The sequence below is a fragment of the Taibaiella helva genome, assembly GCF_003545695.1.
GTDB lineage: Bacteria > Bacteroidota > Bacteroidia > Chitinophagales > Chitinophagaceae > Taibaiella > Taibaiella helva.
This window is the reverse complement of record NZ_QUZZ01000004.1, coordinates 370,556-383,864: the sequence shown is the minus strand read 5'-3', so window position 1 is coordinate 383,864 and position 13,309 is coordinate 370,556. Positions and strand designations below refer to the sequence as shown.

The following is a 13,309-nucleotide window of genomic DNA, read 5'->3' as shown; positions in this document are numbered from 1 at the left end:
TCCTGTCACTTTGCTTGAAGAGCTGCAGGACACAGCCAGTACAGACAGGCAGCACAGGGCCAAAATAAAAAACCTGGCGGATTGCAAGAATCTGCCAGGCTTGGAAATTATAATAGGATTCAACATCAGATCGTTCATAAAACCACAGAAAAATCGCCCAGGCTGAGCTCATCAGCTTTGCTGCTGTAAGTTACATTTTTTCCCAGCATAGAGTTGGCGATACAAGCATTTTTAACAGTTGCTTGCTCCTGAATAATACTATTGTTAATCAAAGCGTTCTCGATAGTTACACCGGCTTCCAGCGATACATGCGGTCCCACTACGGCATTCCTGATAACGACACCTTCCCCGATAAAGCAGGGGGCAATCACAGTTGCATTTTCCAGCACGGCAGAAGGGGATACCAATTGTTCTTTATCCTTTTTGATCTCCAGGATACGCTGGTTGGTATACACTGTTGCATCCTTATTGCCACAGTCCAGCCACTCTTCTACCTGGTCGCTGTAAAATGCCAGTCCCTTGTTCTTCATATTCTCCATAGCGGTCGTGAGCTGGTACTCTCCTTTCTCAGTAACGCTATTATCGATAAGGTATTGCATTTCCCGGCGCAGATTTTCCCCGTCTTTGAAGTAATAAACGCCTATAATGGCCAGATCGGAGACGAACTGAACCGGCTTTTCCACAAATTCCATGATCCTTCCGTCGGCTGCCAGCTTTACTACACCAAAGGCGGAAGGGTCGGCTACCTTCTGTGTCCAGATAATGGCGTCTTTGCTGGTATCGATTTTAAAATCGGCTTTGAATAAGGTATCTGCAAAGGCAATGAATACATTTCCCTTAAGGCTGTCGGCTGCGCAAAGAATAGCATGGGCTGTACCCAGCGCCTGCTCCTGGTAACATATCTTTCCTTTGGCGCCCAGGCTTTCAGCTACTTTCACCAACATATCTTCTACTGCTTTTCCAAAGTGCGGCGCGATGATAAAGGCAATCTCCTCCACTTTTTCGTTGGCAGTAGCCATGATATCTTCTACCAGGCGCTGCACTACAGGCTTTCCTGCAATAGGGATAAGGGGTTTGGCAGTAGTCAGGGTGTGCGGGCGCATGCGTTTGCCCATTCCGGCCATAGGGATAATGATGTTCATATCTGGACTTAGAATATTGTTTTATTAGCAATAATAACCGGCCTCCGGTCAGAAACGGCGCGAAGGTATTCCATTTTCCCCTTATAAATATCAGGATTAATTAATCTATAACAAAAGCCTACGGGAAAGGAATAATCGCTTATACTTGCACCGGCATTGCTGTAATTAATAAATTGATCTGTTATGAATATTGAGATTATTGCGGGCAGTCCGCGCCATCCCAGCCTTAACGCAAGGGTAGCCCGTTATGTTCACCATTACCTGCAATCGATCTGCAACCACCAGGTGGGCCTTATCGAGATGAACCAGCAAACGCTGCCTTTTATTGAAAAGGTGTGGTCATCGGCAGACAAGGCGCCCGAGGAATACCGTGGGCTTGCCGAAAGGATGTTTGCCGCCGATGCTTTCATTATTTCTTCCCCCGAGTACAACGGTGGCTACTCGCCGGCAATGAAAAATCTTTTTGACCATTTTCCCAAGCAGACCCGCAAGCCTTTCGGGATCATCACTTCTTCGGATGGGGCCATGGGTGGCATGCGTGCGGCACAGCAATTGCTGCAGCTGGTTCCGGCGCTCTTCGGCATCGCTTCTCCCTTTATGCTGATCGTGCCGCAGGCCGATAAAAAATTCGATGAGCATGCGCAGCTGCTGGCGCCCGAATTCCATAAAAACATCGAGGATTTCTGCAGGGAATTCCTCTGGCTGGCAGAGAAGATCAGGGGCCAGGTTCAGGCATGACGATCATTTCCGGTTCGTTTTGTAATTTGCGATTCAGATCAAAGCTTTTCGGCTACATGGATAAACGTTTACTCAGTCTTGGATTATCGTTGTGTATCTGGACGACGGCAAGGGCGCAGGAAACCTTTCTGCAGCAGGGAAGCGATGAATATCATTTGCTTGAAAGACTGGAGACACGCTCGGGAGCGTTATCCGACGAACTTTTCCTGAGCACGCAACCCGTGTCCAGGAGAGATGCCGTACACTTTTTGCAGGAAGAGAAATCGGCCAGCTACGATGGTGCAGCCAGCGCGATTGATGTGTACAATATGAATCGTGCCCTGTCCATCAGCGGCGAATGGGTAGCGCCCAACGGCGACGGCGCCGCCGATTCCCGCTATAGCCTGTGGCATACCATCTACAGGAAGCAACCCGACTTTATCCATGTCAACCGCGAGGGCTTCTTCCTGGTCGCCAACCCAGTGCTCAGTTTCCAGGCCGGCTTCGACCGCGACAAGCCACGGCAGTTTGTATACAACAGCACCCAGGGTGTCGAACTGCGCGGCCACATCAAAGACTGGGCAGGCTTTTACTTCTATATTGCGAACAACTACGATGAGCCGCCGACCTATGTCGCCGACTGGATTGAAAAATGGGGCGCTATTCCCGGGGTCGGCCATTTCAACCGTTCGGGTAACGGATACCAATACCTGCAGATCAGGGGTTATGTCAATGTACCGCTCATCAGGGACCATGTGAGCCTTAGCCTGGGTTATGACCGGCATTTCATCGGAGACGGCATCCGTTCGCTGTTCCTCTCCGATTTTTCGGAAGGCGCGGCTTTTGCCCGGATCAATACCCGTATCTGGAAGCTGAATTACCAGAACCTGTACCTCATGCTGAAGCCGCAATCGCGTGCCGGAGAGCCGGCCACGACCGGTCACAAATATGCCACGGCGCATTACCTGAGTCTGAATGTTACCCGATGGCTCAATATCGGCTTGTTCGAGACCGTTACTTTTTCCCGGGGCGACCACTTCGAGTTCGGCTATCTTAATCCCATCATCTTTTACCGGGCCGTGGAGCGAGGCATGGGCAGCCCTGACAAGGTGGCCCTGGGCTTTAATACCAAAGCCATTGTGCTGAAGCACCTGAGCCTTTACGGTCAGCTGCTGATCAATGAATTCACCACCGGTGAACTCTTTTCAGGCAAAGGTTACTGGGCCAACAAATGGGGCATACAGGCCGGCGCTAAATATTTCGATGCGTTCACCATCAGCAACCTCGATCTGCAGGGCGAAGTAAATGTTGTAAGACCCTATACTTACCAGCACTATTCCAGCATCGAGGGCAACAGCATTGCCAATGCCACCCACTACAACCAGCCGCTGGCGCACCCGCTGGGCGCCGGTTTTGCCGAGGTGATCGGCAATGTATATTACCAGCCTATGCCCCGGCTATCGATCAATGCCCGCGCTATGTATTACCAGCAGGGCGTCGATATGAATGGCAGCAACAATGGCAGCAATATTTTCCTGGATTATAATACCCGGCCGGCCGATTATGGTGTAAAGCTGATCAACGGCCCCAAAGCCGATTGTATGCTCTTTTCCCTTAATGCTTCCTATGAGTTCAGGCCGCGCCTGTATATCGACATCGGCGGCACTTATCGCAAATACAAAGTGGAAAACAATATACTTCCCGGGCAAAGCAGCCTGTTCCTTACCGCCGGCGTACGGCTTAACCTCGCCAGGAAGGATTACACACAATTCTGATTGTCCTGCATAATAACAACAAAGCGGGCGAAGCTATATTGCTTCACCCGCTTTGTTGTTATTCCAGGTACATTCGTGCCATTAATCCCGGCCGATGCGGAACGAGGTCATCGTCAATGAACCCATCACGGCTTTATCGTTGAAAAACTGCAGTTCGTCTTTGTCTTCCTGCAAGGCCAGGGCATACAACATGGGGAAGTAGTGATCGGGAGTCGGTATGGCCAGGTCGAAAGCCTTACCCTGCCTGGTAAAATCGATCAGCGGGCGATGATCCCTGGAAGTGATCCAGCGCTTCATCTGCTCATTGGCTTCTGTTGCCCAGTCGAAGGCAAAGCCAGGTTGATCCATTTTGTCCCAGGCGACCATGCGCAGGTTGTGCACCATGTTCCCGCTGCCGATGATCAGTATGCCTTTGCGCCGCAGCACGGCCAGCCTTCGGGCCAGATCGTAATGATACTGCCCCGGCTGATGATAGTCGATGCTCATTTGTATTACGGGAACATCCGCGTCGGGATATAGGTGTTTGACTACACTCCAGCAACCATGATCCAGCCCCCACGCTTCGTCCAGGCCGGCGCCGGGCAGCAGTGCCGCAGCGTCTTTCGCCAGCTGAGGGCTGCCGGGCGCCGGATATTGCACAGCAAACAACTCATCGGGAAAACCGCCGAAATCGTGGATGGTAGGCGGCTTTTCCATTGCCGTTACCAAGGTACCGCGTGTAAGCCAATGTGCCGAAATGCAAAGAATAGCATTGGGCCTGGGCAGTGTCTGTCCTATCCGCTCCCATTCCTTTGAGAATTCATTCAGCTCAATGGCATTCATCGGGCTGCCATGCCCGAAAAAGAATACAGGCATCGGATCAGTACCCAACAGGGGATCGGCATACTGCTCCAGGGCGCGAAGCCCGGCAGCGCTTCCGGCTAAAGGCATAAGCGAAATCGTTTTTAAAAAATCAAACCTGTTCATGCATTGATGGATTGTACAAATTTCGGCATTTATTATGGGGAAAGCACATGCTCGCCGGAGGGCAACGCACATAGCCATATTGACAAATACAATCAGGAGCAGGTTTATTACTTTTGCAAAGCCTGAGCCGGTGCATGCTACCGACGCAGGCAGACAAATACGATACATGGCACACTTACATTTTGCCGGCCGCTGGGTAATGGTCACCGGGGCCTCATCGGGGCTGGGCTATGAAATGGCCTTACAGCTGGCTACCCTGCACAAAGCACACCTGATACTGGTCGCCCGCCGCGCCGATAAGCTGGAAGCATTGAAGCAAACCATTGCCCAGGCAGCTCCTGACAGCCAAGTAAAAACGGTTACGGCCGACCTTTCCCGGCTTGAAGATATAGACCGTTGTGTCGCTGTAGCCCTGGAGGAGGATAATCTTTATGGCGCTATACTGAATGCAGGGATCACTTACTTCGGCGAGCACCTTGAGCTGGACTGGCTGCAGTTTGAACAAATGCTGCAGACCAATGTGAGCGGTATGGTGCGCATGACCCAGCAACTGGCGACCTATTTTGAACGGAATAAAAAAGAAGGCGGGCTGATGATCGTGTCCAGCATGGCCGCAGTGCTGCCTACGCCCTACCAGGCAGCCTATTCAGGCACCAAAGGTTTTATGCTCAATTTTATTACGGCCTTATCCCACGAGCTGCAGAACAAGCGGTTTTCGATGACGGTGTACCTGCCAGGAGGCATGGTCACCGAAATGACGGATAACGATAAATTCTCCCCGCTGAAACGCTGGCTGATGCCGGTGGCCGAGGCCGCACGGCAAGGCCTCAGCGCCTTTCGCAGAAGGAAAAGGACCCATGTGCCCGGCGCCACCAACCGGCTGGGGGCCTACCTCTCCGGTATCATTCCCAAACGGATCATCATCGGAGGCATGGCCCGTACCTATGGCAAGGCACTGAAAGGATGATGACTGGCCTGTAGAGACGTTGCATGCAACGTCTCTACAGCTATAGGGTATCCAAACACAATGCAACCTTTCCACAGGTATAGGCGACAAAAGCATTCCAATCCCGCAAATCAGCGCCAGGCGCTGGCTTCATTCAGGAGCGTGATAGCGTCTGCATCCAGTTTCAGGTTCGCTGCGGCAACCAGATCTTGCAATTGCGCGGTGGAGGTTGCGCTGGCGATGGGCGCCGTTACCGATGGACGGGCAATCAGCCACGCAATGGCGACGCTTGCCGGTTGGGTGTGGTAGCGGGCAGCGATCTCATCCAGTGCAGCCAGTATCTTAAAGCCTCTTTCATCAAGGTAATTGGCTACACCACCACCTCTTGCGCTTTTCGAAAGATCTTCTTTACTCCTGTACTTGCCCGTTAAGAAACCGCTGGCCAGGGAATAGTAGTTGATCACACCCAGGTGCTGGTCGATGCAGATCTGTTCCAGCTCCCGTTCAAACTGGTCGCGCACGTACAGGTTATAATGCGGCTGAAAGGTTTGGTAGCGGGGCAAACCCTGCTGTTCGCTGGCTTCAAGGGAAGCGGTTAGGCGGGCAGGGCTAAGGTTGGAAGCGCCGATCCAGCGCACCTTACCTTCCTTGATCAGCTGCTGGTAGGCATCGAGCGTTTCTTCAACAGGTGTCGTGTCATCGTCCCAATGCGTCTGGTACAGATCGATATGATCTGTTTGCAGGCGACGCAGGGAATCTTCAGCCGCTTTTAGAATGTAGCTGCGGGAAAGATCTTTTTTGCCCTGTCCCATATCCCCACCAACTTTAGTCGCAATGATCACCTTCTCTCGGTTGCCTCTTGCTTTCATCCAGTTGCCGATGATGGTTTCCGACTCACCGCCGGTATTGCCGGGCGCCCAGCGGCTGTAGACATCAGCCGTATCGATGAGGTTAAAACCTGCGGCCACAAAGCCGTCCAGCACTTCGAAGGAACGCGCTTCGTCAATAGTCCAGCCGAAAACATTGCCACCGAGCGTCAGCGGCGCAACTTTAAGATCAGATTGTCCTAATTGTCTTTTTTCCATAATTATAACAGGTATTGCGGTTATTCATTCAGGATTCCAGGAAAGAAAACAAGGCCTTTCTGAACTGCCGGTAGTCGGACAGATGCGGCGCATGACCGGCGTCATCAATTTCCTTCAGCCGGCAATGTTTGATCTTCTTTGCTGTTTCACGGCCCAGCCGGGGATAGTTGCCCAGGGATTCCCCGACCGACCGTGGCGCTTTATTCTTACCTATGGCGGTCCTGTCTTTTTGCCCGATGATGAGCAAGGTAGGAGCCTGTATCTCTTCCCATTCATAGCATACCGGCTGGGTAAAGATCATATCGTACAGCAAAGCTGAGTTCCAGGCAATACGCGGGTAATCGGGATTGCGCGTCCAGCCGGCAGGTATGTCGATCCACCGGTCGTATTCCGACTTCCATTCATTATTGTAGTAAAAGGTCATCTGGTATTGCTTCAGGCTTTCATAAGTCTGCTTCAGCTCTGTGGCATACCAGTCCTCAACAGTCTGATAAGGCACTACCCGCTTCCAGTCTTCGAGGCCGATAGGGTTTTCCAGCACCAGCTGCGTCACAAGCTCCGGGAACATGAGCGCAAAGCGGGCTGCCAGCATGCCGCCCATCGAATGGCCTACAACGATCACTTTCCCGATATGTAAGCGATCCAGGATCGCTTTGGTATTGAGCGCCAGCAGCTGGAAGCTGTATTGTATGCGGGAAGGTTTGGATGATTTGCCAAACCCGATCTGGTCGGGGACCACGACACGATAGCCTTCTTTCAGCAGGTCTTTCGCCGTCTGCTCCCAATAAGCGCCGCAAAAATTCTTGCCATGCAGCAGCAGCACCGTCTTTCCATTGGGCTTGCGGGGCTGCACATCCATAAAAGCCATTTGCAGCTGTTCTCCCTGTATGTCCAGATGAATACGGTCTACAGGGAAAGGATAGTCAATATTCTCCAGGTTGGTACCGGTTACCGCGCCACATCCCTCCTGGGCGCGGGTCGACAGGAAAGAAAACAGTACAACAAAGAGCAGCAGTCCTTTTTTCATAAGTATTGTGTTTTCCAAGAAAGACAACTCTGCTTTACTTTCCCCTTCCCGGCTTCGCTCTTTCGTATTGCGGCAGATATGCCGGCTCATCTTCCAGCTGCACAGCAGCATGCAAGGGGAAATAAGGATTGCGCAGCAGCTCCCGGGCCATCAGGATCAGATCGGCCTGCTCCTCTTCCAAAATCTGCTCGGCTTGCTGCGCGCTGCTGATCAGGCCTACGGCGCCGGTCAGTATTCCCGTTTCTTTTCTTATTCTTTCTGCAAACGGCACCTGGTAGCCAGGCTCCAGCGGAATGCGCACACCGGTAACCAGTCCCCCGGTAGAAACATCAACGAGGTCCACGCCTTTGTCCGCCAGCAATGCCACCAGCTGCACCGATTGATCGATGTCCCATCCGCCATCTACCCAATCTGTAGCAGAAATGCGTACGAACAAAGGCATATGCGCCGCCATTTCTGATTGTACTGCTGCTACCACTTCAAGCAATAGCCTTATTCTGTTCTCAAAGCTGCCGCCATATTCGTCCGTCCGTTGATTGCTCAGGGGAGACAGGAACTGGTGCAGCAGGTAGCCATGTGCGGCATGCAGCTCGATCACATCGTAGCCTGCGCTTACAGCCCGGCCTGCTGCCGCTGCAAAATCGGCAACTACTTTCCGGATCCCTGCTTTATCCAGCATCTCCGGCGCCTCATCGGCCTCACGGAAGGGAACCGGCGAAGGCGCTACGGTTTGCCAGCCACCTTCTGCCCTGCGGATCCGCGCATTGCCTTTCCAGGGCGACAGCGTGCTCGCTTTGCGGCCGGCATGCGCCAATTGAATACCGGCATAGGCATGCTGCCGGTGAATAAAATCCGTGATCCGCTTCAGCATGGAGATATGCTCGTCCTTCCATATCCCCTGATCATCGGGCGATATCCGACCTTCAGGCGATACCGCCGTCGCTTCCGCGATGATAAGCGCGGCGCCGCCCACAGCGCGGCTTCCCAGGTGTACCAAGTGCCAGTCGTTGGCAAAACCATCTTCGGCCGAATACTGACACATCGGGGAGACGACAATACGGTTTTTCAGCACCAGCCCTTTAACGGGCAACGGAGAAAATAATAGTGACATGTTTAACGCTTTTCGTTTTATCCGGCTTCTCCTGGGGTGATCGCCTCCCGGTCCGGGAACAACAATCTTCCGCTGTGAAAGTTGCCTTAGTTGATTTTTACTCTGGGCGCTGCGCTGCTGTCGCGCAATTCCTCGCTGGCTTGTTTAACCAGCACATCATTGATCGCGATATTACCAAATATTTCGGTACGGTTGTCGGCAGTACGGCCAGCAGTTACCGGCACCCAAAAGGCCTTACCATTCACAACCCTGATCACATATACACCTTTGGTGGAATTCAGGACTGCAGAAGAGGGCACGACAAAAGTGCTGGCAGTGCTGTTCATAGGGATTTCCACTTCAGCTACCATACCCGGCAGCAGCAGCTTGCTTTCATTGATCACGTCCATCTCCGTACGTTGCGACCGCAAACGATTGTCCAGAGCGCCGGCCAGCCTTGAGACCGAAGCCTTGAACTTTTGGTTGGCGACAGAACGCACGGTAAAGCTTACTTCGCTTTTGTCTTTCAGGTAGCTGGTATAGGCTTCCGGTACGCTGACGACCAGCCTCAGCTTCTTTTGTTCCTGCAAGGTAAAGATCGGCATGTCAGAACCCTTCCCTGCCGGTCCTACATAAGCGCCGGTGCTTACATTACGTGCGCTGATCACCCCACTGAATGGTGCTCGTATCTCCAGATAACCCCGGTTATCGGTAACTTCCTTTTGCGCCGCACGGGCGGCGTCCAGCTGGGCCATATCCGATTTCTGTTTGGCATAGGCCAGGTCCAGGTCATTCTGGGAAACCGTACCGGGTGTCTTGCTGGTTTCCAGCAAACGGTCGTAGGTTGCTTTGCTGGCGAGGAAGATAGCCTCCTGTGACTTCAGCCGGGACTGCGCGCCCGACAGCTGCGCATTCAGCTCGGGGGCTTCCATAACCGCCAGCAGCTGGCCGGCCTGCACTTCGGAGCCCACGTCTACATACAGCTTCCGTACAAAGCTGCTGACCTTGGCATACAGGTCTACCTGCTGAAAGGCTACCAGCTCGCCGGGTATTCTCATCGATGTGCTCAGCTGTCCTTCCTGCAGGCGGAAAGCTTCCAGCTCCGGCTCTGTGGCCAGCGTACCATGTTTGCTTTCATCGGCGGATGAGGTGCTGCATCCGGAGAATATCCAGATGGCCAGGAACGGGATCATCAGGCCCAGCGACAGTTTTAGTATTTGTTTCATTGTCTGTTGTTTTTATTAGTAGCTAGTATTTATTTCAGAGGAACATAGAATTTACTTTCTTCATCTTCGGGATCGAGCGATACGCTCTGCGTGGTGGCTTTGCCTTGCCCCCAGGCGAAGGTGAGCGGCAGGATAAACAAAGCGGCAAAGGTTGAGGCGACCAGGCCGCCGATCACGGCTCTTCCCAGCGGGGACGACTGATCGCCGGCCTCACCCAGGCCGCTGGCCATCGGGATCATGCCCACAACCATCGCCAGGGCAGTCATCAGGATGGGACGCAAACGCAGGGCTGCGGCCTCTTTTGCCGACAGCAGTGCGTCGCCATTGTGCTTACGCAGTTGTTCCGCATTGGTGATGAGCAGCACGGCATTCGAGATCGACACCCCAACCGACATGATCATCCCCATATAAGATTGCAGGTTAAGCGTAGAGCCGCAGAGCATCAGCAAGGCCAGCGAACCGAACAAAACTGCAGGCACAGTGGCCAGCACCACTGCCGATACTTTAAACGACTGGAAGTTGGCTGCCAGCATCAGGAAGATCACGACGATAGCCACCAGCAGGCCACTTTGCAGGCTGTCCAATGTTTCCTTCAAGGTACTGCTCAAACCAATCAGCTCTACGTTCAATCCGCGGGGCAGCTCACCCAGGGAACCGATCGCTTTCTGTACGGCAGCAGAAGCCTTGCCCAGATCGACATTATTGAGGTTGGCCGTTACCGTCAGGATCGGCATAGCCCCCAGGTTATCGTTTTCCCCATAGGTAGTCGAAGGGGTGATTGTGGCCACATCGCTCAATACCGGTCGTGCCGCATTCTTCTGCAAGGGTATCTCACCAATATCATTGACTGTAGTCATTTTATTTTCGGGAACCTGCACCTGTACGCTGTAGCTTAGCCCTGCTTTCTGATCTACCCATATGTTCTTCTCTGTAAGGCGGGAGGAGGAGGTCGATGCGATCAGCGAACGAGTCACATCGCTGATGTCCACTCCCAGCTGGGCGGCGCGCAGACGGTCGATGTTGACATTCAGCGCCGGGTATTTGGTCGACTGTCCCAACTGCACATCCCGCAGGTAGGGTATCTGCTGCAGCTTTTCAATCATTATCCGCGCATATTTTTCATTCAGCTTCTTATCCCTGCCGGCAAAGCGCACTTCAATAGGTGTAGGCGAGCCCTGGCTCAGAATCTTATCGGTAAGCTCTATCGGTTCGAAAGAAAGCTGCAGACGGCTATCCAGCTGTTTGGCCCTTGCCCTGATCTTGTCCTTCAGCGCATCCAGGTTGATCTTATAATCTTCCTTCAGCGCCACCTGCAATACAGCTTCATGCGGGCCGGCCATCCACAGGAAGATGGGCGCGGTAGAGAACAGCTGCGGGTGCATGCCCACAAAAGCGGATGTGATCGACACATGTTCCTTGCCCACGATATCGTTGATCGCATTGGTCAGCTTCACGGTCTGTAGCTCAGTCTCTTCGATACGGGTACCTTCGGGTGCACGTAACCGCACCTGGAACTGGCCACCGTTAACTTTAGGCAATACATCGCGGCCGATGCTGTTGATCATTAGCACGACCAGACCACATACCACCAGCAGGTAAGTGCCGACAACGATTTTTCGATAAGGCATCATGCGATCGATGAACCGCAGGTAGCGATTCCGCAAACGTTCAAAACGGCTGATCTTGCCATCGCGATTGCTATCCGTACGTTCAACTAAGGCTGCCTTCTGTTCCCAGGTATCCTTTTCACCAGAAGCGGAAAGCCCTGCGGCGGCAAACGCTTCCGCATCGCTCATCTCCGTACCATCTGCCTTTTTATGATGCTTGATCTTCATGATCCAGTTAGCCATCACCGGCACGAAGGTCTGTGCAAGGAAATAAGATACGATCATACTGAAACCGATCGCCAGCGCCAGCGGCAGGAACAAAGAGCCGGGAATGCCGCCCATGGTAAAGGCCGGTGCAAACACCGCCAGGATACAGAACAGGATCAGCAGCTTGGGAAAGGCGATTTCCTTACAGGCGTCCCATATCGCCAGGGCTTTAGGTTTGCCCATATCCAGGTGCTGGTGTATGTTCTCAATCGTGACCGTACTTTCGTCGACCAGGATGCCGATCGCCAGGGCCAGGCCGCTAAGCGTCATGATGTTGATGGTCTGGCCAAAAAGGTTCAGGAACAATACCGCCGATATGATTGAGGTGGGAATGGTCAGGATCACGATCAAAGCCCCGCGCAGGTCGCCTAGGAACAGCAGCACCATCAGTCCTGTCAATACGGCGCCGATAGCGCCTTCGCTCAGCAGGCTTTTCACCGAGTTGATCACATAAGTGGACTGATCAAACTCGTAGCTCAGCTTCACATCGTCGGGTAGCTGGGCCTGCATTTTAGGCATCGCTTTCTTCAGGTTCTGAACCACTTCCCAGGTGGAGGCATCGGCGCTCTTGGCGATGCTGATGTACACCGAACGTTTACCGTTGATGAGCGCGTAGCTGGTGGTCACGTCAGCGCCATCTTCTACTGTGGCCACATCGCGGAGGTAAAGGTTTTGCACACCATTCTTGAACAGGGGAATATTTTCAAAGTCTTTGATCTTATCGATGGTCGTATTCGTGGGCGTAATGTAATTCTTATCTCCTATCCTCACGTTACCCGAAGGCGCTACCTGGTTATTGAGCCGCATGGCCTCTACCAGCTGATCGGGTGTCATATTGTGTGCACGCAGCAGCTCCGGATCAGCTTTGATCACTACGGTACGGATATTGCCGCCGAAGGGCGTAGAGCCCACCAGGCCGGGCACAGAGGTAAAGGCGGAGCGCACATATACGTTGGCCATATCCAGCAGCTCATTGTTGCTGCGCGTCTTACTGCTCAATACCAGCTGGCCCACGGGAAGCGTCGAAGCATCGAAGCGGATAATAAAAGGCGGGTTGGACCCTGGCGGGAAAATGGCCTGGGCCCTGTTGGAAAAGGCGCTCACCTCGGCCGCTGCCTGTGCCATATTGGTACCGGGATAGAAATTGATCTTGATGAGGGTAAGGCCCGAAATATTTTTGGTCTCGATGCTCTTCACCCCATTCACGAAGAGCAGGATATTGATATATTGCTTGCCGAAGAAGGCTTCCATCTGCGAGGAGGTATAGCCGCCGAAAGGATGCGACAGGTAGATCACCGGCATATCCAGCTTGGGAAAAATGTCGATCTTGATACTGGTAACAGCCTTAACGCCGAAGAAAAACAGGCCGGCGACGAGTACCAGTATCGTAATAGGCTTACGTAAGGCGAAGCGGATTAAGTTCATAAAGATTGGCTTAAAGTATTTTGCTTAAGGGTTTTG

The 13,309-nt window shown here is 52.9% G+C and carries 10 protein-coding genes; 3 read left to right on the top strand and 7 right to left on the bottom strand.

Features of this window, described 5'->3' with window-relative positions; translation table 11 throughout:
• Positions 1–134: 134 nt before the first annotated feature.
• Entirely contained in the window at positions 135–1,142 is a 1,008-nt protein-coding gene (locus DZC79_RS09510; protein WP_118951319.1) for a sugar phosphate nucleotidyltransferase, read from the bottom strand.
• 183 nt (positions 1,143–1,325) lie between these two features.
• On the opposite strand from DZC79_RS09510, the gene DZC79_RS09505 reads away from it, so the two are divergent.
• Both DZC79_RS09505 and DZC79_RS09500 read left to right on the top strand, forming a co-directional pair.
• Positions 1,326–1,880 carry an NADPH-dependent FMN reductase gene (locus DZC79_RS09505; protein WP_118951318.1) on the top strand — a complete coding sequence of 185 codons (555 nt, stop codon included), beginning with the start codon at positions 1,326–1,328 and terminating at the stop codon, positions 1,878–1,880.
• Positions 1,881–1,936: 56 nt separating this feature from the next.
• Positions 1,937–3,634, top strand: a complete 1,698-nt coding sequence (locus DZC79_RS09500) for a hypothetical protein (RefSeq protein WP_157977035.1) — start codon at positions 1,937–1,939, stop codon at positions 3,632–3,634.
• Between the two features lie 81 nt (positions 3,635–3,715).
• Here the strand turns inward: DZC79_RS09500 and ygiD are convergent, their stop codons facing one another.
• Positions 3,716–4,564 (bottom strand): 4,5-DOPA-extradiol-dioxygenase, encoded by an 849-nt coding sequence (gene ygiD / locus DZC79_RS09495; RefSeq protein WP_232831800.1) that lies wholly within the window; start codon positions 4,562–4,564, stop codon positions 3,716–3,718.
• 202 nt (positions 4,565–4,766) lie between these two features.
• Between ygiD and DZC79_RS09490 the strand changes: the two genes are divergently transcribed.
• On the top strand, positions 4,767–5,567 hold the full coding sequence (locus tag DZC79_RS09490; RefSeq protein WP_157977034.1) for an SDR family NAD(P)-dependent oxidoreductase: 801 nt from the start codon (positions 4,767–4,769) through the stop codon (positions 5,565–5,567).
• A gap of 110 nt (positions 5,568–5,677) precedes the next feature.
• On the opposite strand, the gene DZC79_RS09485 is transcribed toward DZC79_RS09490, so the two are convergent.
• The 5 genes from DZC79_RS09485 to DZC79_RS09465 form a co-directional block, all read right to left on the bottom strand.
• The gene (locus DZC79_RS09485) at positions 5,678–6,631 is read right to left on the bottom strand and encodes an aldo/keto reductase (RefSeq protein ID WP_118951314.1); all 954 of its coding nucleotides are present in this window, start codon (positions 6,629–6,631) and stop codon (positions 5,678–5,680) included.
• Between the two features lie 28 nt (positions 6,632–6,659).
• On the bottom strand, positions 6,660–7,658 hold the full coding sequence (locus tag DZC79_RS09480) for an alpha/beta fold hydrolase (protein WP_118951313.1): 999 nt from the start codon (positions 7,656–7,658) through the stop codon (positions 6,660–6,662).
• A 34-nt stretch (positions 7,659–7,692) separates the two neighbouring features.
• Positions 7,693–8,769 carry an NADH:flavin oxidoreductase/NADH oxidase gene (locus DZC79_RS09475; RefSeq protein WP_118951312.1) on the bottom strand — a complete coding sequence of 359 codons (1,077 nt, stop codon included), beginning with the start codon at positions 8,767–8,769 and terminating at the stop codon, positions 7,693–7,695.
• Between the two features lie 86 nt (positions 8,770–8,855).
• Positions 8,856–9,974 (bottom strand): efflux RND transporter periplasmic adaptor subunit, encoded by a 1,119-nt coding sequence (locus DZC79_RS09470; protein WP_118951311.1) that lies wholly within the window; start codon positions 9,972–9,974, stop codon positions 8,856–8,858.
• Positions 9,975–10,003: 29 nt separating this feature from the next.
• Positions 10,004–13,273 carry an efflux RND transporter permease subunit gene (locus DZC79_RS09465; protein WP_118951310.1) on the bottom strand — a complete coding sequence of 1,090 codons (3,270 nt, stop codon included), beginning with the start codon at positions 13,271–13,273 and terminating at the stop codon, positions 10,004–10,006.
• Positions 13,274–13,309 lie beyond the last annotated feature (36 nt).

What these genes read in the sequence shown, in the direction of transcription:
- DZC79_RS09510 (WP_118951319.1), bottom strand. Translation starts at nt 1,142, where the DNA reads ATGAACATCATTATCCCTATGGCCGGAATGGGCAAACGCATGCGCCCG.
- DZC79_RS09505 (WP_118951318.1), top strand. Translation starts at nt 1,326, where the DNA reads ATGAATATTGAGATTATTGCGGGCAGTCCGCGCCATCCCAGCCTTAAC.
- DZC79_RS09500 (WP_157977035.1), top strand. Translation starts at nt 1,937, where the DNA reads ATGGATAAACGTTTACTCAGTCTTGGATTATCGTTGTGTATCTGGACG.
- ygiD (WP_232831800.1), bottom strand. Translation starts at nt 4,564, where the DNA reads ATGCCTTTAGCCGGAAGCGCTGCCGGGCTTCGCGCCCTGGAGCAGTAT.
- DZC79_RS09490 (WP_157977034.1), top strand. Translation starts at nt 4,767, where the DNA reads ATGGCACACTTACATTTTGCCGGCCGCTGGGTAATGGTCACCGGGGCC.
- DZC79_RS09485 (WP_118951314.1), bottom strand. Translation starts at nt 6,631, where the DNA reads ATGGAAAAAAGACAATTAGGACAATCTGATCTTAAAGTTGCGCCGCTG.
- DZC79_RS09480 (WP_118951313.1), bottom strand. Translation starts at nt 7,658, where the DNA reads ATGAAAAAAGGACTGCTGCTCTTTGTTGTACTGTTTTCTTTCCTGTCG.
- DZC79_RS09475 (WP_118951312.1), bottom strand. Translation starts at nt 8,769, where the DNA reads ATGTCACTATTATTTTCTCCGTTGCCCGTTAAAGGGCTGGTGCTGAAA.
- DZC79_RS09470 (WP_118951311.1), bottom strand. Translation starts at nt 9,974, where the DNA reads ATGAAACAAATACTAAAACTGTCGCTGGGCCTGATGATCCCGTTCCTG.
- DZC79_RS09465 (WP_118951310.1), bottom strand. Translation starts at nt 13,273, where the DNA reads ATGAACTTAATCCGCTTCGCCTTACGTAAGCCTATTACGATACTGGTA.